Origin of the sequence: Streptomyces sp. NPDC006368 (assembly GCF_040612535.1) — a bacterium.
Lineage (GTDB): Bacteria > Actinomycetota > Actinomycetes > Streptomycetales > Streptomycetaceae > Streptomyces.
Genome location: NZ_JBEXQK010000047.1, coordinates 1 through 16331 on the forward strand (window position 1 = coordinate 1; position 16331 = coordinate 16331).

A 16331-nucleotide genomic window follows, 5' to 3' on the forward strand; every position below is an offset into this window, starting at 1 on the left:
CCGGCGAGTGGTGCCCGAGCCGCCTTCGCGGCCACGGGGCGACGGGCGACGGGCGACGATTGACGGTTACGGTCACCGGCCCCACGTCCTGGCCCGCTCATCTTGTGAGCGGGCCGTCGCGGTGGGGTGGGGCGGGCGCCGCCGTTGGTCTACGCCTGCGAAATACTGTGCACGCTGCGGCACTGCCCGCTGACGGCGGAAACTTTCAGAGTCGGGAAAGCGCACGATGGGTGCTGACGTGCACAGAAGCGGTACCGGAAGCGATGGCGACAGCGGCAGGGGGACCGGAACGGACCCGGAGTTCCTCGCCCTGGAACGGGAATTGGCCGTCCTCCTGCGCCGCGCCCGCGCCCAGTCCGGCGAAATGGCGCGCGCGGTCCACCCCGAACTGGAGCCCGCCGCGTACGGCCTGCTCGTGCGCCTCGACGCCACCGCCAGCCAGCGCGCCACCGACCTCGCCGGCTACTTCGGCGTCGGCAAGGCGACGATGAGCCGTCAGCTGCGCGCCCTGGAGGAGCTCGGGTTGGTCACCCGCGAGCCCGACCCCGCCGACGGCCGGGCCTCCCTCGTCCGCCTCACCGACGAGGGGCGCGCCCGCTTCCGCCGCGTCCGCGACGCCCGCCGCGAGCGCTACCGCCGCAAGCTGGCCGGCTGGGACCGCGCCGAGGTCGCCGAGCTGGCCCGCCTGCTGCACCAGCTGAACGCGGGCGGCGAGGACACCCCCTAGCCCACGGGCGCGTGCTCCCCGGGACGGAGCGGGGCTACAGCTCCATGTACACCGCTGTCGCGTCGTCGTGCGTCTTGCCGCGGCGCGGGCGGCCCGCCCCCTCACGCGCCGCCGCGCCGGCCGTCTCCAGCTCCCGCACCCGGCCGATCAGGCCCCGCGGGCCCTCCTTGCGCAGGACCGCGAAGCAGTCGGCCCAGTCGCCCGCCCCGAACCGCTCCGTCCACCGGGTCGCCCCGTCCGTCAGCGCCGCCAGCGCCCGGACCTCGGCGGTCGGCGTACGGCCCGTCACCGCCCGTGCGGCCACCGACGGGTCGGCCGCCGCCGTGAAGAAGCCGCCCTCCCGGTTCCGTACGGTCGCGTCCACGAGCGCGTCGCTCGCCAGGGAACCGGGCGGCAGCCGGTCCAGCCGGTCGTCCACCACCGCCCGTACCGCCCCGTCGGGGGACTCCAGCAGAAGCACGGAGTCGGACAGGACCAGATGTTCGACCGCCCGCGCGTCCCACCGCGCCATGGCCACGGTTGCCTGAGGAGTTCGCACGTGAGAAAGGTCACATGTATCGCGGTGGGCGTCCGCGGTACGCCGGATCGCCTCCGCGAGGATCTCCACCAGCGTCATGTCCGGTCGCGAAGCGGACAGTTCGGTCAGCGCGCCCCCGAGCCGGGCGGTGAACCAGGGGACCGGGTGCACACAACCGTGGTCGCGTTCCGGCGGCGTCACCCCGTCCAGTACGACCACCACTCCGCCCCCGCCCGGCGCCGGAACCACCACGGAAGCCCAGTCCTCGTTGGGGCGTTCCCGGTCGCCCGGGACGGAGAAGGTCTCGGCGTGCATGGGGCTCAGTCTGCCGCAGTGCGCACGAGTTCTTCACAGGGCCCACCGCAGGCCCGAACCGGACCCGCGTCAGCAGGTCAGCGCGCCCTTCGCGTCCGGACACGGTCGGAATGCCCGACTCCGGGAAGGTGCGGGCGCGCATCCTGCCAAAGCCCGCGCGGAAGATCCAGCCCGGCGGGCGTACGGACGCGGGGCGGGCACCCGGGCGAGTTGTTCGCCAACTCCTGATTGTTGTTCACTCGTTCGGGTGGCGGAGTGGCCGATGCGTGCTGCCTACCGAAAAGCGCTGGAATGGTCGGAAGCCGTACCAGGGGTGGGACTTCACGTGGTGAACGGCCGTCACCTCTGCTTCATGGGTGGACGAGTTCAAGAATGTGAGCACCGGTGCAGAAGCGCAGTGACACTCCCGGCGACCCTCAGCAGGCACCGGGTGGCCGCGGCGTACGGGTCCGCAGTCGGCTCGTGGCCGGCGTGGCACTCGTCGGCATCACCGTCATAGGGGCCGGCGCCCCCGCCGTCCTCACCGCGTCCGAGGATCTCACCGACTCCCAGCAGCTGGTCACCCTCGCCCAGTTGAACCGGCAGGCCGTCACCCTCGCCCACTCGCTCGCCGACGAGCGGGACGAGGTCACCGCGTACATCGCGGCCGGCCGGGACGACGAGGACGCCGAGCACGCGGTCGGCGGGGACCACAGGGCCCGCGTCGACCGGCAGATCGACGAGATCGCCGCCGACGGTTCCGACGCGCCGGACGACGTGCGTCGCGCGCTCGCCGGTGTCCCCTCCCTCCGGCGCGCCGCCCTCACCGGCACGGGCACCGCCATGGACGCCCACCGGGCGTACACCGACGTCATCGCCGAGCTCCAGGCCCTCGCCGCCGACCTCGCCGACCGCACCCCGGACCGCGCCGACGACGCCGGCACCCGCGCCGCCGCCGAACTCGGCCACGCCGTCGAACAGGCGTCCGCCACCCGCGGCCTCCTCCTCGGCGCCCTCGCCGTGCCCGCGGCGAAGGACGCCGGAGCGACCGTCTACGACCCCGCCACCGGGCGCTTCGTCCCGCGGGACGACCCGGACGACGCCGCGGGCGGCCGCACGCGCGACGCGCTCAGCGCCGCCGCCCAGCGGGCCCGCGTCCGCGAGCAGGCCGCCCTGGCCGACTTCGACCGGGCCGCCGCCCCCGCCGCCCGGGACCGCCTCGCCGGTACCGTCACGGGCCCCGAGGTCAAGACCGCCGAGGGCTACCTCGACCGGCTCACCGACCAGCCCGAACTGACGAGCGCCGAGCGCAAGGTCGACGAGGAGAAGGTCGCCGCCGCGCTCACCGCCCGCATCGAGCAGATGCGCGGTGTCGAGTCCGCCCTCGCCACCGGCGAGGTCGAGCGCATGGAGCGGCTGCGCGACGACGACGTCACCGCGCTGGAGCTGCGCATCGCCCTCCTCGGCGGCTGCCTGCTCGTCGCGATCGGCGTCTCGACCGCCGTCGCCCGGACGCTCACCCGCCCGCTCGCCGTCCTGCGCATCGGCGCCGCCCGGATCGCCGCGGCGCCCGAGGTGGAGGAGCCGGTCCGCTTCACCGGCCGCAACGACGAGTTCGCCCAGGTCGTACGCTCCCTCAACGCCCTGCACGGCAAGCTGCTCGACCTGGCCGCCCGGGCGGAGTCCCTGGACGACGAGCGTACGGACGCGGTCGCCGCCCGCGAGGCGCTCGCCGCCGAACTGGCCACCCAGCGCGCCGAGCTGCGCGAGCGGACCGAGCAGCTCACCGCCGAGCTTGAGGGGCTGCGGCACAGCGTCCACCACACGTTCGTCAACCTCTCCCTCCGTACGCTCGGGCTCGTCGAACGGCAGCTCGGCGTCATCGAGAAGCTGGAGGAGCGCGAACAGGACCCGGAGCGGCTCGCGACCCTCTTCAAGCTGGACCACATGGCCACGGTCATGCGGCGCCACAGCGAGAACCTGCTGGTCCTCGCGGGGCACGAGCACAACCACGCCCACCAGGCGGCCGTACCGCTGGTGGACGTGCTGCGCGCCGCGGTCAGCGAGATCGAGCGGTACGAGCGGGTCACGATCCAGTCCCTGCCGCCGCACGCGCAGGTGGCCGGATTCGCCGCCGACGACCTCTCGCACCTGCTGGCCGAGCTGCTGGAGAACGCCACGTCGTTCTCGCCGCCGGACGCCAAGGTGCAGCTCTCCGGCTGGCTGCTGGAGAGCGGCGAGGTCATGCTCTCCGTCCAGGACGAGGGCATAGGGATGACCGGGGACCGGCTCGCCGAGCTGAACGCCCGCCTCGCCGACCCCGACCCGGACGGCCGGGCCGTGGCGGACCAGGACGGCGAGGGCCTCGGCCTGCGCGTCGCCGCGCTCCTGGCGGCGCGACACGGCGTACGCGTCCAGCTGCGGGAGCAGAAGCAGGGCGGCGTGGCGGCGGTGGTCGTCCTGCCGCAGGCCCTGCTGCCGACGGCGCCGTTGTCCGTCACGGAGACGGCGCCCACGCTGAACCTGCCCGGCTCGGTGGCCGAGGCCAACTCCAACGCCCTGCCGGGCGGCCGTGGAGCACGCGGCGAGACGGCCGTCGCCGACGCCCCGGACGGTACGGACCCGCTGGTGGCGGCGGCGGAGTCGGCGATCCGCGAGGCGACCCTCCAGGTGCGCGCCCCGCGCCCACCGGCCGACGACGCCGACGCCGCCGAGGACGCCACCGGCCCCACCGACGAGGGCACCGCGGCAACCGAGCACGCCGGGCACGCCGGGCAGACCGAGCCCGTCGAGCCCGTCGAGAACACCGGAGAGACCGGGCCGACCGGGGACGCCCACCACACCGGTGCCCGGGAGACGGACTCCCACGAGACCCCGGCCAGGGAGCCGAAGTGGGAGCGTGTCACGGACAAGGGCCTGCCCAAGCGCACGCCCAAGGTCGTGACGACGTCCGAGCCACGCGCCGCGCGCAAGGGCGGGATCGACGCCGACGCGCTGCGCCGCCGGCTCGGCGGGTTCCACAAGGGTGCCCTGGAAGGACGCCGTGACGCCGAGGCGGAGATCGCCGAGGTGTCCGGTACCGCGGAGACGCACCAGACCGAAGAGACGGGGGACACAGTCGAGGAGGCACGCAGTTGACTGGGACGACCGGCACACTCGGGCTGAGCAGTGAGGCCCGTAACCTGCACTGGCTGCTGGGGAACCTCGTCGAGGAGGTGCCAGGGGTCCGTTCCGTCGCCGTCGTCTCGTCCGACGGGCTGCTCCTGCTCTCCTCCGACCCGGACCGGAACACCGCCGCCCCGGTGTCCAACAGCCGTTCCGACGGCCCCCGGGGCTCCAGCGCCGACCTCGCCACGATCGTCTCCGGCCTCGGCAGCCTCACCATCGGCGCCGCCAAGCTGATGGACGGCGGCTCGGTCAAGCAGACCATGGTCGCCATGGAGGAGGGCAGCCTCTTCGTGATGGCGATCAGTGACGGCTCACTGCTCGGCGTGCACGCCACGCCCGACTGCGACATGAGCGTCATCGCGTACCACATGGCGCTCTTCGTCGGCCGCGCCGGACACGTCCTGACCCCCGAACTCCGCAGTGAACTGCGCAAATCGATGGAGGCCGCCCAGTGATGTCCGCCTCTGCCGCCGGCCGGTTGCCCGTCCGCGGCGACGGCCGCCGGCCCGCCCGCGTACGCCCGTACTCGCTCACCGGCGGTCGCACCCGCTTCGGTCACGTCCTGCTCGTCGAGACGTTCGTGGCCGCCCTGGAAGCGCCGGAAGAGCGCAAGGAGCTGTCGAACGGCGGGCTCGCCCCCCGCGTCATGCCCGAGATGCGGGCCATCGTCGAGCTCTGCCGCCGGATGCGTACGGTCGCGGAGATCTCCGCGCTGCTGAAGATGCCGTTGGGGGTCGTCCGGGTGCTGCTCAGCGACCTGGCCGACCAGGGAAAGATACGTGTGTACGGGACGAATCACGGCACCGGCCGGCCCGACCGCGCGCTGCTCGAAAGGGTGCTGGGTGGACTCCGCCGTCTCTGACGTCACTGACATGCTCGTCGAGCAGCCGCAGGAGCAGCTCCAGGACTGGCAGCTGGATCACACCCGCGCCCCGATCGCCACCAAGGTCGTCGTCGCCGGCGGTTTCGGCGTCGGCAAGACCACGTTCGTCGGGGCGGTCTCCGAGATCGCCCCGCTGCAGACCGAAGCGCTGATGACGCAGGCCAGCGCGGAGACCGACGACCTGGCCGCCACCCCGGGGAAGACCACCACGACCGTCGCGATGGACTTCGGCCGCGTCACGCTCGCCGACGACCTCGTCCTGTACGTCTTCGGCACGCCGGGGCAGCAGCGCTTCTGGTTCATGTGGGACGACCTGGTGCGCGGCGCGATCGGTGCGGTCGTGATGGCGGACACCCGGCGGCTGACGGACTGTTTCCCGGCGCTCGACTACTTCGAGAGCTGCGGGCTGCCGTACATCGTGGCCGTGAACCACTTCGAGGGGACGGAGCTGTTCGAGGTCGAGGACGTACGGGAGGCGCTGACCGTGCCGCCCGACGTACCGATCGTCATCATGGACGCCCGGAAGCGGAACACGGTCGTCGAGTCGCTGCTGGTGCTGGTCTCCAGAGCGCTCGAAGTCACCCCCGAGTAACGCGAGTAAGGAAAAGAGACCCCTCTCGATGCGGAAGATACTCATCGTCGGAGCCGGCCAGTCCGGTCTCCAGCTGGCCCTGGGACTCCAGTCGCAGGGGTACGAGGTCACCCTGATGTCCAACCGCACGGCGGACGAGATCAGGGCGGGCCGGGTCATGTCCACGCAGTGCATGTTCCACACGGCGCTCCAGCACGAGCGTGACCTCGGCATCAACTTCTGGGAGTCCCAGGCCCCGCGCATCGAGGGCCTCGGCGTCTCGGTCGCGGCGCCGGACGCCACGCGGGCGATCGACTGGGTCGGCAAGCTGGACGGGTACGCCCAGTCCGTCGACCAGCGCGTGAAGATGGCCGGCTGGATGGAGACGTTCGCCCGGCGGGGCGGCCAGCTGGTGATCCACGGCGCGGCCGTCTCCGACCTGGACTACTTCTCGCGCACCTACGACCTGGTGCTGGTCTCGGCCGGCAAGGGCGAGCTGGTCTCCATGTTCGAGCGGGACGCCTCCCGCTCCCCGTACGCCGAGCCGCAGCGTGCCCTGGCGGTCGCCTATGTCCACGGGCTCGGGCCGCGTCCGGAGCACCCGGAGTTCGACGCGGTGCGGTGCAACCTGGTGCCGGGCGTCGGCGAGCTCTTCGTCATGCCGACGTTCACCACGTCGGGCCGCGCCGACATCCTCTTCTGGGAGGGCGTCCCGGGTGGGCCGCTGGACGTCTTCCAGGGTGTCAAGGACCCCTCCGAGCACCTCGCGCTCACGCTGGAGCTGATGGAGAAGTTCCTGCCGTGGGAGTACGCGCGGGCCACGAAGGTCGACCTGACGGACGCGAACGGCACCCTGGCCGGCCGGTACGCCCCGACCGTCCGCAAGCCGATCGGCCGGCTGCCGGGCGGTGGCCTGGTGCTCGGCGTGGCGGATGTCGTCGTCGCCAACGACCCGATCACCGGCCAGGGCTCCAACTCGGCCTCCAAGTGCGCCGCCGCCTACCTGGACGCGATCGTGTCGCACGGCGACAGGCCCTTCGACGAGGCGTGGATGCAGCAGACGTTCGACCGCTACTGGGAGACGGCACAGCACGTCACCAAGTGGACGAACGCCATGCTCGGCGCCCCGCCGGAGCACGTGCTGAACCTGATCGGCGCGGCCGGACAGCTCCAGCCGGTGGCGGATCGTTTCGCGAACGGCTTCAACGACCCGGCGGACTTCGAGAACTTCTTCTACGACCCGGAGAAGACGTCGGCCTACCTGGCCTCGGTGTCCGGATCCTGAGCAGTGGCGTGCAGGGACCACCCCAGCCGCGCCCGGCTGGGGTGGTCCCTTCCCCGCCCACCGGGGTGCCGCGCGACGACCGGCCCGGGGCGTGCGGGGGCGGCGGCGCCGCACGCCCTCAGGGCCGGTTGTTCCCCTCGTCGGAGCCCGCCGACGCGTCCGTGGGCAGGCTCGGCGGGGTGTAGGAGCGCAGCGGCCGGGCCGTGGGGTCCGGGCGGACCGCGCCCAGCAGCGGGTTGGCGGCCAGCGGCGAGACCTTGACGCGGGCGCCGGGTCGCGGGGCCTGGATGACCCGGCCGCCGCCCAGGTAGATCGCCACGTGGGTGGCCTTCGGGAAGTAGATCACCAGGTCACCGGGGCGCAGCTGCCGCAGGGGCACCTTCGGGAGCGTGCGCCACTGTTCCTGGCTCGTCCGGGGGATCGCGCGCCCCGCCCTCGCCCACGCCCGCGACGTGAGGCCCGAGCAGTCGAAGGACTCCGGGCCCTCGGCGCCCCACTCGTACGGCTTGCCGATCTGCTCGGCCGCGTACTCCAGAGCCTCGCCGCCGTCCTCGGACGGGTTCAGCGCCTCGTCCAGCTCGCCCGTGGCGAGCAGTTCCCGCTGGGCGTCGGACGTCTCCTCGGCCTCCAGGGCCGTCAGCCGCTCGGTCTCCTCCTCGGTGAGCGAGGCGAGCAGCTCCTCGACCTCCTTCAGCCGCGCCTGGGCGTCGTCCCGGGCCTTGCGCAGCCGGTCGGTCAGCGTCTGCTCCCGGTCCAGCGCCCGGCGTGAGGCGGTCGCCAGCGCGTCCGCCCGCCGCTCGCCGCGCTCCAGCCGCGCCACGGTCGCCGCCTGTTCGCGCGCGGCGCGCCGGAGCACATGGCCCTGGTCCAGGGCGTGGTCCGGGTCCCGGGCCAGCAGCAGCCGCAGCGCCGAGGAGAAGTCCGTACGGCCCTGGTACTGCGCGCGCGCCAGCCTCCCCGCGTCTTCCCGGCCGCGCGCCAGCTCGCCCCGGACCTTCGTCAGCGCGCCGGTCAGCCGCTTGGTCTCGGCGATGTGGGTCCTGAGCTCCTCCTCGCCGGCGTTGTACGCCTCGGTCGCCTCCTCCGCCCGCTGGTAGAGGGTGCGCAGCCGCGCGAGCAGCTCCTTGACGGTCGGCTCGGCGGACTCGCCCGCCGTGGGCTCGGCGGACCCGGTCGGCCCGGACTCGGCGGGGGCGGGCTCGGCGGACCCGGACGGCGCCGGCGCGGGCGTCGTCGCCGGCGCGGGCTCGGCCGCGACCGGCAGCGCCGTGGTGGCCACCAGCACCGCCGCCGCGCAGACGGCCCGCAGCAGTTTTCCTGACACTTCATCACCTCCGCTGCCCATCCTGCGGCGGTAATGGTGCGAATAACGTACTACTGGGCGGTTCGGGGCATCGTGTTCACTCCGCTGACGGCTTGGACCAGGGCCACTTGAGCTCGCGCCGCTCCCGCCCCCCGGGCGCGTACTCGTACTTCCAGCCGCGCTGGAGCCTCAGCCGCCCGGTGTGGCCCGCCGGGACGCGGCGGTACGCGTGGACGGTCGGCGGGCCGCCGTCGTCGGAGGGGACGGGGACGACGTACCACTTGGGCGGGTGGCCCGTGAGGCCGGTCAGGACCGGCAGGACCCGGCCGTCCAGGGGGCCGCCGTAGAAGGGGGTGTTCTCGCTTCGCACGAGAGCAAGTGTCACAGCAGGTGCGCGGCCTCGCTCACCACGGGGATCACCCGGCGCGCCAGCGTGCCCACCGGCCCCTGCGCCGTCTCCCGCGACAGCAGCACCGCCACCGCGCCCGCCGTCTCCTCGTCGGTCGCGGCCGTCGCCGTCAGCAGCGCGATCAGATGGTCGACCAGCCAGGCGCGCAGCTCCCCGGCGGGTGGCCGTTTCCCCTCGTCCAGCCAGATCAGGGACGCCGCCTCGACCGCCGCGATCCAGGTGCGCACCATCATCCTCAGCCGGGGCCCGGGGTGCGGTACGCCGAGATGCAGCAGGATCTGCTCGGCGGCGGCCCGCCGCACCTCGTCCACGATCGCCGTCGTCCGGGACGTCTCGGCGACGCTGCCGCCCTGGAGCAGGGCGCTGAACCCGGCGTCGTGCCCGTCGACGAAGGCGAGGTAGCGGTCGAGGACCCGGGTGAGCCGCTCCGTCGGCGGGCCCACGGGCGGCTCGGCGAAGCACAGCTCCAGCTCGTCGGCGGCCGAGCGCAGGGCCGCCTCGTACAACTCCTGCTTGCCGCCGGGGAAGTAGCGGTAGACGAGCGGCCGGGAGACCCCGGCCGCCTCGGCGACGTCGTCCAGCGAGACCTCCTCCGGCGCCCGGTGCGCGAAGAGCGAGAGGGCGACGCCGAGGAGCTGGGTGCGGCGCTCCCCGACGCTGAGCCGTCGGTACGCGGGCGTGGCGGCACTGGTCATGCCCGCAGCGTAGCTGCGTGGGGAGATCGTCAGGCCAGGAGTCCTGAGCTCTTCCACAGCTTCCGGCCAGGACCCCGCAGGACCCCGATGTCGTCGAGGAAGTCGGTCAGGCGCCTGGCGCCCGACTGCATGACCTCGCGCCGGTGGCCGCTCGCCCTGACCTGGGCGACCGCCTCGCGCCGGTCGAGGCCGACGTTCTCGTACACCTGGGGGTTGACGAAGCAGACGGAGAAGACGCGGGCCGCCTCACCGCAGCTGAGCCGGGTGAACTCCTGCTCCCAGCGCGGCGCGGTGACCATCTGGCGCCGCAACTCCTCGCGGGCGTACCGCACATGGCGGGCCTCCTCGACCACGTGGATGCGGGTCACGCCGCGCACCAGCGTCTGGACGCGCTCGTCGGGGAAGGTCAGGCGCTGCATCCAGTCGAGGATCTCCTCGCCGAGCAGCGTCGCCGCGAACGAACCGGGGGTGGTGGAGACGGTCTTCAGCACCCGGGCGAGGTTGTGGTACAGCCGGGGTACGGGGTACGCCGGCGCCCCGCCCTTCTGGATCATGCGGGCGAACATCATCGAGTGGCGGCACTCGTCGGCGATCTCGGTGAGGGCGTACCGCACGTGGTTGCTGGTGACCGACTTGTCGTAGATGTGGCGCACCAGCAGCTGCATCAGGATGATCTCGAACCAGATGCCGAGCGAGGCGAGCGACGCGGCCTCGTGGCGCGCGAGGTCCATGCGCTGCTCCTCGGACATCTTCCGCCACAGCGGGGTGTCGTAGAGCGAGACCAGCTCCGGGGGCCAGAACCACTTGCCCTCCTCGAGCGGGGCGTCCCAGTCGAGTTCCTTGTCCGGATCGAAGGAGTGCTTGGCGGACGATTCGAGCAGGCGCTCGGCGACCTGCTCACGGTCCCGGAGCGGGCCGAGCGCGTCGCGGAGCTGATGTATGTCGCGTTCGGTCACGGTGGTCATGGCTGAGGGCACCTCGCGCAGTTGGGGTTACTGGGGGTCATCCCTTATAAGACTGCGTGTCAGCAAGGTCGTCAATCCCCTGTGCGCGACTTGTTGACCCGGCGTCTAGCAAGTGTGAGCCTGCCAACTACCGCCAGCGCACCGGGGAAGGAGCCGTCCGTGTCGACGCACGACCTCTACGTCAACGATCCGGCAGACCGGATATGGGAGGTGCCGGCCGCCGGCGCCGCCCGCTTCAGCTGGGAGGCCGTCTTTCCCGGCCGGCGGAACGGCGCCGGCCGTGACCGTCTCCTCGCCCTCTACCAGAAGGGCAAGGACAAGCAGTGGGACGGCGCCCGGCGCATCGACTGGGACCTGGAGGTCGACCCGTACGACCCCCTCGGTACACCGGACGAGGCGCTGACCCTCTACCACACGCCCTACTGGGCCAGGATGAGCGAGAAGGACAAGGCGGAGCTGCGCAGGCACTACGCCTCCTGGCAGTTCAGCCAGTTCCTGCACGGCGAGCAGGGCGCGATGATCTGCGCGGCGCGGATCGTCGAGTCGGTCCCCGACATGGACGCCAAGTTCTACTCCGCGACCCAGACGATGGACGAGGCCCGCCACGCCGAGATCTACGGCCGCTTCCTGCACGAGAAGATCGGGATGCTCTATCCCATCAACGACAATCTCCAGGGCCTGCTCGGCGACACCCTGCGCGACTCCCGCTGGGACATGCCCTACCTGGGCATGCAGGTCCTCATCGAGGGCCTGGCGCTCGCCGCGTTCGGCATGATCCGCGACACCACGGACAAGCCGCTGCCGAAGCAGATCCTCGCGTACGTGATGCAGGACGAGGCCCGGCACGTGGCCTTCGGGCGGATGGCGCTGCGCGACTACTACCGGCAGCTCACCGATGCCGAGCTGCGCGAGCGCGAGGAGTTCGTCATCGAGGGCTGCTACCTGATGCGCGACCGGCTGCGCGGCGTGGAGGTGCTGGAGAACTTCGGCATCCCGAAGAAGGAGGCGGCACGGTTCTCGGAGCAGTCCGAATTCCTGCACCTCTTCCGCAAGCTGCTGTTCAGCCGGATCGTGCCGTGCGTCAAGGACATCGGCCTGTGGGGGGAGCGGCTCCAGAAGGCGTACCTGGACATGGGCGTCTTCGAACTCGGGGACTCCAACCTGGACCTGCTGATGTCCCAGGACGAGGAGATCGCCGAACGGCTCGACCGCGAACGCTTCGCCGCGGAGGAGGCCGAGCGAGTGGCGGAGGTGACGGAAGCGATCGCGCAGGGCGCCGCCGAGTGACGGGGTGCACCGGCCGCGCGGCGGCGAGGACGGTCGGACGCCGAACGTGTCCGTGCGGACACGTGGCGTAGCATTCGGGTGTGAGCACGCCTCCTTCGCCCCATCGGCCGCCCGGCGTCGGGGGGCCGCCGCCGGCGTCCGCGACATCGCCGGCGTCACCGGGGAAGAAGCGGATCGGGCTCGTCCTCGGGATCGCCGCCGGATCGCTCGCCGTGCTCGCCGTCCTGGCCTGGGCCGGCAAGCACGGCCTGGACGCGCTCTCCGCCGCCGGCGGTTCCTACCCCGCCGCCGAGTACCGGCTGACCGCGCCACCCACCCTGCTGGGCGGCGCGTACAAGCTCCGCGGCGACTCCTCCGGGAGGGAGGGCAAGGGCCTGGAGGCGGAGGACCGCAAGGACCCCACCGTCCGGCTGACCGCGGCGGTCGTCGCCACATACGCCGGTGAGCCCGGGAGCGCGCTGGTCGTGTCCGGGTTCTACGGTCAGATCAAGAACCCGGGCCCCACCCGCGAGCAGATCCTCGACGGCGGTGCCACCTCCCCGGGCACGACGCTGGTCGTGCCCCCGAAGGAGTTCCGGCCGGCCGGCTTTGACGTGACCGTGAGCTGCCAGGTGACGCGCTCCACCGCGGCCGGCCGGACCAGCACCGTGCCGATGTGCGCCTGGGGGGACGGCAACACCGCCTCCTTCGTCGCGCTCGTCACCCCCGAGGTCTCCGCGCGCGACCCGCGCACGGTGGACCTGCGGAAGCTGGCCGGGACGACCGCCGCGGTGCGCGCGGAGATGCGCGCGCCGTTGAGCTGAGGCCGGACGTCAGCCGAGGTCGTCCGTCCCCGGCGGGAAGCTGTGGCGCAGGGTGAACGCGTGCGGCGTCGCGCCGTGCTCGCGCAGCCGCAGGAGGCGCTTCTCGGCCTCCGCCACCGTCGGGCGTTGGCCCTCCGCGACCCACCACAGCGCGGTCATCGCCTCCTCGACCCGCTCGAACCACTCGTACCGGCGGCTGAGCAGCTCCCGGTGCCGCCCCTGGTACATGAAGGCCGTCAGGGCATCGGTGTCCCGCCACACCGACATGTTGACGATCAGCCAGTCGTCCCCGAAGACGGGGACGTCGGTGGCGTTGCCGCTCTCGCTCTTCAGGCGCCAGACGAAACCGTCGGCCGTGTCGGCCACGGCGTTCACCGGGTCGAGCGCGTCGACGAACTCCTTCAACTCGGGGGAGTCCAGGGGGAATTTGAGGCGGGCCAGGTTCACCTGGGCCAGTTGGTACGGCATGGGCGCACCATAGTCACGGCCGGAAGGGCCACCCCGGCCGGTTTCGCGGAGTGAGACGGTCCCCGCTCTCCGCCTCCTCGCCGCGCAGCGCCGCCTCCATCACCGACCGGGCGATCGGCGCCGCGCTGCCGCCGCCGCTGATGTCCTCCCGGTTCGCCGAGGCGTCCTCCACGACGACCGCCACCGCCACCGCCGGGCGGCCCGCGTCCTCGGCCTGCGCCCAGCCGATGAACCAGGCGTACGGGGTGCCCATGTTGCCCACGCCGTGCTGCGCGGTGCCGGTCTTGCCGCCGACCCTCGCGCCGTCGATCGCCGCTTTGCTGCCCGAGCCGCCCTCGACGACGTCCAGCATCAGCTGCCGCAGCCGGACGGCCGTCGACGGTTGCATGGCCTGCCCGTAGGAGCGGCGGACGGTCTGTGCGACGACCCTGCCGCCCGAGGTGGTCGTCCTGTCGATCAGATACGGGTACGCGAGGTCCCCGCCGTTGGCGACGGCGGCGGCGACCATCGCCATCTGGAGCGGGGTGGCCGTCGTGTCGTACTGGCCGATGGCGGACAGGGCGAGCTGGTCCGCCGTCATGTCCCGGTCGAAGTTGGACCGCGCCACCGCCGAGGGGATGCGCAGCCGCCCGTCGTTGAAGCCGAAGCGTGCCACCGCGTCGAGCATTCCGGTGAGGCCCACCTTCACCCCGAGGTGGGCCATCACGGTGTTGCAGGACCAGCGGATGGCGTACGCGAGCGAGGCGTTGCCGCAGCCGGTCGCCTCGTTGGGCAGCGCCGTGCGCGTGTGGGGCAGCAGGTACGGGTCGGGTGTGCCGGTCGGTGCGTCGACGTCGGTGACGACCCCCGCGTCCAGCGCGGCCGCCGCCGTCACGATCTTGAAGGTGGAGCCGGGCGGGTAGGTCTGCCGGATGGCCCGGTTCAGCATCGGCTGGCTCGGCGTGGCGTTGAGCCGGGTCCACGCGTCGGCGACCCCCTTCCCGGTTCCGGAGAGCTCACCGGGGTCGTACGAGGGGCTCGTCACCAGCGCCAGGACGCGCCCGCTCGACGGGTCGAGGGCGGCGACCGCGCCACGCCTGCCCCGCAGCCCCTCGAACGCGGTCCGCTGGAGCGTGGGGTCGATGGTGGTGACGACCGTGCCGCCGGGGCGGCGGGTGCGGCTGATGTCGTTCCAGAAGGGGAAGGGCGCGAGGAGCGGACTCGTACCGGAGAGGACGGGGTCCTCGGCGTTCTCGACGAGCGTCGTGCCGTACGTCTGCGAGGCGTAGCCGGTGACCGGCGCGTAGAGCGGGCCGTCGGTGTACGTGCGCTCGTAACGCAGTTGCTGGCGGGTGTCCCGGGAGCCGGTGACCGCCTTGCCGCCGACCACGATGTCACCGCGCGGCTGGGCGTAACGCGCCATGGTGGGGCGGCGGTTGGCCGGGTTCTTGTCCAGCGAGGGCGCCTCCACGATCTGGACGCGCGCCGCGTTCAGCAGCAGGGCGACCAGCAGGACGAGGCTCAGCGCGGCGGCGCGCCGGATGTAGGGGATCACCGCGCGTCCTCGGTGACGGCGGGCGGCGGGGCGACGGCGCCGGGGCCGGGCGTCCCCTCCTCCGGGGCGCGGGCCGAGTCGCTCACCCGGATCAGCAGCGCCACGATGATCCAGTTGGTGACGACGGACGAACCGCCCTGGGCGAGGAACGGCATCGCCATGCCGGTCAGCGGGATCAGGCCCATCACGCCGCCCGCGATGACGAACACCTGGAGCGCGACGATGGAGGCGAGCCCGGTGGCCAGCAGCCGTCCGAACGGGTCGCGCAGGGCGAGGCCGGTGCGGTAGCCGCGGGCGACGAGGAGCGCGTACAGCAGGAAAAGGGCGGTGAGCCCGGCCAGGCCGAGCTCCTCGCCGACGGTGGCGAGGATGAAGTCGGACTTGGCGGCGAAGCCGATGAGCATGGACTCGCCGAGGCCGAGGCCCGCGCCGAACATCCCGCCGGCGGCGAAGGCGAACAGCGACTGGGCGAGCTGTCCGGGGCCCTGACCGGCCTCGATCGAGGCGAACGGGTCCAGCCAGTCCTCGACGCGGCTGTGGACGTGGGGCTCCAGGCTGCCGACGACGAACGCCCCGACGGAGGCGAGCAGCAGGCCGACGGCGATCCAGCCGGTGCGGCCGGTCGCCACGTACAGCATGATCACGAAGAGGCCGAAGAAGAGCAGCGAGGTGCCGAGGTCCCGCTCCAGGATGAGCACGCCGACGCTGAGCAGCCAGATCGCGGCGATCGGGCCGAGGACACGGCCGGCGGGCAGCTGGAGCCGCCAGATGCGGCGGCCGGTGTGCGCGAGGGCGTGGTGGTTGACGGCGAGGTAGGCGGCGAAGAAGACCGCGAGCAGGATCTTGGCGAACTCGCCCGGCTGGAAGGAGAGCCCGTCGACCCTGATCCAGATCTTCGCGCCGTTGACCGCGGGGAAGAAGATCGGCACGGAGAGCAGGAGCAGGGCGGCGGCGACCGACAGGTACGCGTACCGCTGGAGCATCCGGTGGTCGCGCAGGAAGACGACGGCGAGGATGAACAGGCCGACGCCGAGCGTCGACCACACCAGCTGCGTGGGGGCGGCCCGGTCGCCCGGGGTCTCCAGGTCGAGCCGGTAGATGAGGACCAGGCCGAGGCCGTTGAGCAGGACCGCGATGGGCAGCAGGAGCGGGTCGGCGTACGGGGCGCGGAACCGCACCGCGAGGTGCGCGAGGAGGGCCAGGAGGCCGAGCCCGGCGCCGTACCCGGCGGCGTCCGGGGGCACGGCGCCGCTGCGGGCGAGGCCGACGGCGATGTATCCGTACACCGCGATGAGCACGGCCCCGATGAGGAGGGACAGCTCCACCCCCCGGCGCTTGCGCAGGCGCAGGCCGGGCGGCGGGGTGTCGGCCCTCGTTGCGGTCATGGTCGGCAACGTAGCAAGACGCACCCGAATTTCCCTT

At 72.7% G+C, this 16331-nt stretch carries 16 protein-coding genes; 8 read left to right on the forward strand and 8 right to left on the reverse strand.

The annotated features are described in order from the left end of the window. Nucleotides 1-226: 226 nt before the first annotated feature. A complete protein-coding gene (locus ABZZ38_RS26035) occupies nt 227-727 on the forward strand; it encodes a MarR family transcriptional regulator (protein WP_356744204.1) in 501 nt (166 codons plus the stop codon). 34 nt (nt 728-761) lie between these two features. Here the strand turns inward: ABZZ38_RS26035 and ABZZ38_RS26040 are convergent, their stop codons facing one another. Beyond that, entirely contained in the window at nt 762-1559 is a 798-nt protein-coding gene (locus ABZZ38_RS26040) for a hypothetical protein (RefSeq protein WP_356744206.1), read from the reverse strand. Nucleotides 1560-1943: 384 nt separating this feature from the next. On the opposite strand from ABZZ38_RS26040, the gene ABZZ38_RS26045 reads away from it, so the two are divergent. Genes ABZZ38_RS26045 through ABZZ38_RS26065 form a run of 5 tightly spaced genes read left to right on the forward strand, consistent with a single transcriptional unit; the run spans nt 1944 to nt 7445 of the window. After that, on the forward strand, nt 1944-4676 hold the full coding sequence (locus ABZZ38_RS26045; RefSeq protein ID WP_356744208.1) for a nitrate- and nitrite sensing domain-containing protein: 2733 nt from the start codon (nt 1944-1946) through the stop codon (nt 4674-4676). Beyond that, the gene (locus ABZZ38_RS26050; protein ID WP_356744210.1) at nt 4673-5161 is read left to right on the forward strand and encodes a roadblock/LC7 domain-containing protein; all 489 of its coding nucleotides are present in this window, start codon (nt 4673-4675) and stop codon (nt 5159-5161) included. Before ABZZ38_RS26045 ends, ABZZ38_RS26050 begins: the two co-directional genes overlap by 4 nt. Further along, a complete protein-coding gene (locus ABZZ38_RS26055; protein WP_356744212.1) occupies nt 5161-5568 on the forward strand; it encodes a DUF742 domain-containing protein in 408 nt (135 codons plus the stop codon). Before ABZZ38_RS26050 ends, ABZZ38_RS26055 begins: the two co-directional genes overlap by 1 nt. Before the next feature lie 10 nt (nt 5569-5578). After that, a complete protein-coding gene (locus tag ABZZ38_RS26060) occupies nt 5579-6181 on the forward strand; it encodes an ATP/GTP-binding protein (RefSeq protein ID WP_356744214.1) in 603 nt (200 codons plus the stop codon). A 28-nt stretch (nt 6182-6209) separates the two neighbouring features. Then, on the forward strand, nt 6210-7445 hold the full coding sequence (locus ABZZ38_RS26065; protein WP_356744216.1) for a styrene monooxygenase/indole monooxygenase family protein: 1236 nt from the start codon (nt 6210-6212) through the stop codon (nt 7443-7445). 118 nt (nt 7446-7563) lie between these two features. Here the strand turns inward: ABZZ38_RS26065 and ABZZ38_RS26070 are convergent, their stop codons facing one another. The 4 genes from ABZZ38_RS26070 to ABZZ38_RS26085 form a co-directional block, all read right to left on the reverse strand. Beyond that, complete coding sequence (locus ABZZ38_RS26070; RefSeq protein WP_356744218.1) at nt 7564-8769, reverse strand: NlpC/P60 family protein; 1206 nt, start codon at nt 8767-8769, stop codon at nt 7564-7566. Between the two features lie 76 nt (nt 8770-8845). After that, nucleotides 8846-9118: a hypothetical protein gene (locus ABZZ38_RS26075; RefSeq protein WP_356744220.1), complete on the reverse strand. Its 273-nt coding sequence runs from the start codon at nt 9116-9118 to the stop codon at nt 8846-8848. Between the two features lie 11 nt (nt 9119-9129). Then, nucleotides 9130-9852 (reverse strand): TetR/AcrR family transcriptional regulator, encoded by a 723-nt coding sequence (locus ABZZ38_RS26080; protein WP_356744222.1) that lies wholly within the window; start codon nt 9850-9852, stop codon nt 9130-9132. A 29-nt stretch (nt 9853-9881) separates the two neighbouring features. Then, nucleotides 9882-10817 (reverse strand): diiron oxygenase, encoded by a 936-nt coding sequence (locus ABZZ38_RS26085; protein WP_356744224.1) that lies wholly within the window; start codon nt 10815-10817, stop codon nt 9882-9884. 159 nt (nt 10818-10976) lie between these two features. Between ABZZ38_RS26085 and ABZZ38_RS26090 the strand changes: the two genes are divergently transcribed. Further along, nucleotides 10977-12104: a ferritin-like domain-containing protein gene (locus tag ABZZ38_RS26090; RefSeq protein ID WP_356744226.1), complete on the forward strand. Its 1128-nt coding sequence runs from the start codon at nt 10977-10979 to the stop codon at nt 12102-12104. Nucleotides 12105-12184: 80 nt separating this feature from the next. Further along, entirely contained in the window at nt 12185-12907 is a 723-nt protein-coding gene (locus tag ABZZ38_RS26095; protein WP_356744228.1) for a hypothetical protein, read from the forward strand. Between the two features lie 9 nt (nt 12908-12916). On the opposite strand, the gene ABZZ38_RS26100 is transcribed toward ABZZ38_RS26095, so the two are convergent. From ABZZ38_RS26100 to ABZZ38_RS26110, 3 genes are read right to left on the reverse strand one after another with little or no spacing between them, the layout of a single operon-like run. After that, nucleotides 12917-13375 (reverse strand): DUF3291 domain-containing protein, encoded by a 459-nt coding sequence (locus ABZZ38_RS26100; RefSeq protein WP_356744230.1) that lies wholly within the window; start codon nt 13373-13375, stop codon nt 12917-12919. 13 nt (nt 13376-13388) lie between these two features. Further along, a complete protein-coding gene (locus ABZZ38_RS26105; RefSeq protein ID WP_356744232.1) occupies nt 13389-14909 on the reverse strand; it encodes a penicillin-binding transpeptidase domain-containing protein in 1521 nt (506 codons plus the stop codon). Next, nucleotides 14906-16294 (reverse strand): FtsW/RodA/SpoVE family cell cycle protein, encoded by a 1389-nt coding sequence (locus ABZZ38_RS26110; RefSeq protein ID WP_356744234.1) that lies wholly within the window; start codon nt 16292-16294, stop codon nt 14906-14908. The genes ABZZ38_RS26105 and ABZZ38_RS26110 overlap by 4 nt, the downstream gene beginning before the upstream one ends. Nucleotides 16295-16331: the final 37 nt, after the last annotated feature.

Bases quoted from the DNA above. Each gene is read 5' to 3' on its own strand.
- ABZZ38_RS26035 (WP_356744204.1), top strand. From the start codon at position 227: ATGGGTGCTGACGTGCACAGAAGCGGTACCGGAAGCGATGGCGACAGC.
- ABZZ38_RS26040 (WP_356744206.1), bottom strand. From the start codon at position 1,559: ATGCACGCCGAGACCTTCTCCGTCCCGGGCGACCGGGAACGCCCCAAC.
- ABZZ38_RS26055 (WP_356744212.1), top strand. From the start codon at position 5,161: ATGTCCGCCTCTGCCGCCGGCCGGTTGCCCGTCCGCGGCGACGGCCGC.
- ABZZ38_RS26060 (WP_356744214.1), top strand. From the start codon at position 5,579: ATGCTCGTCGAGCAGCCGCAGGAGCAGCTCCAGGACTGGCAGCTGGAT.
- ABZZ38_RS26065 (WP_356744216.1), top strand. From the start codon at position 6,210: ATGCGGAAGATACTCATCGTCGGAGCCGGCCAGTCCGGTCTCCAGCTG.
- ABZZ38_RS26080 (WP_356744222.1), bottom strand. From the start codon at position 9,852: ATGACCAGTGCCGCCACGCCCGCGTACCGACGGCTCAGCGTCGGGGAG.
- ABZZ38_RS26085 (WP_356744224.1), bottom strand. From the start codon at position 10,817: ATGACCACCGTGACCGAACGCGACATACATCAGCTCCGCGACGCGCTC.
- ABZZ38_RS26100 (WP_356744230.1), bottom strand. From the start codon at position 13,375: ATGCCGTACCAACTGGCCCAGGTGAACCTGGCCCGCCTCAAATTCCCC.
- ABZZ38_RS26110 (WP_356744234.1), bottom strand. From the start codon at position 16,294: ATGACCGCAACGAGGGCCGACACCCCGCCGCCCGGCCTGCGCCTGCGC.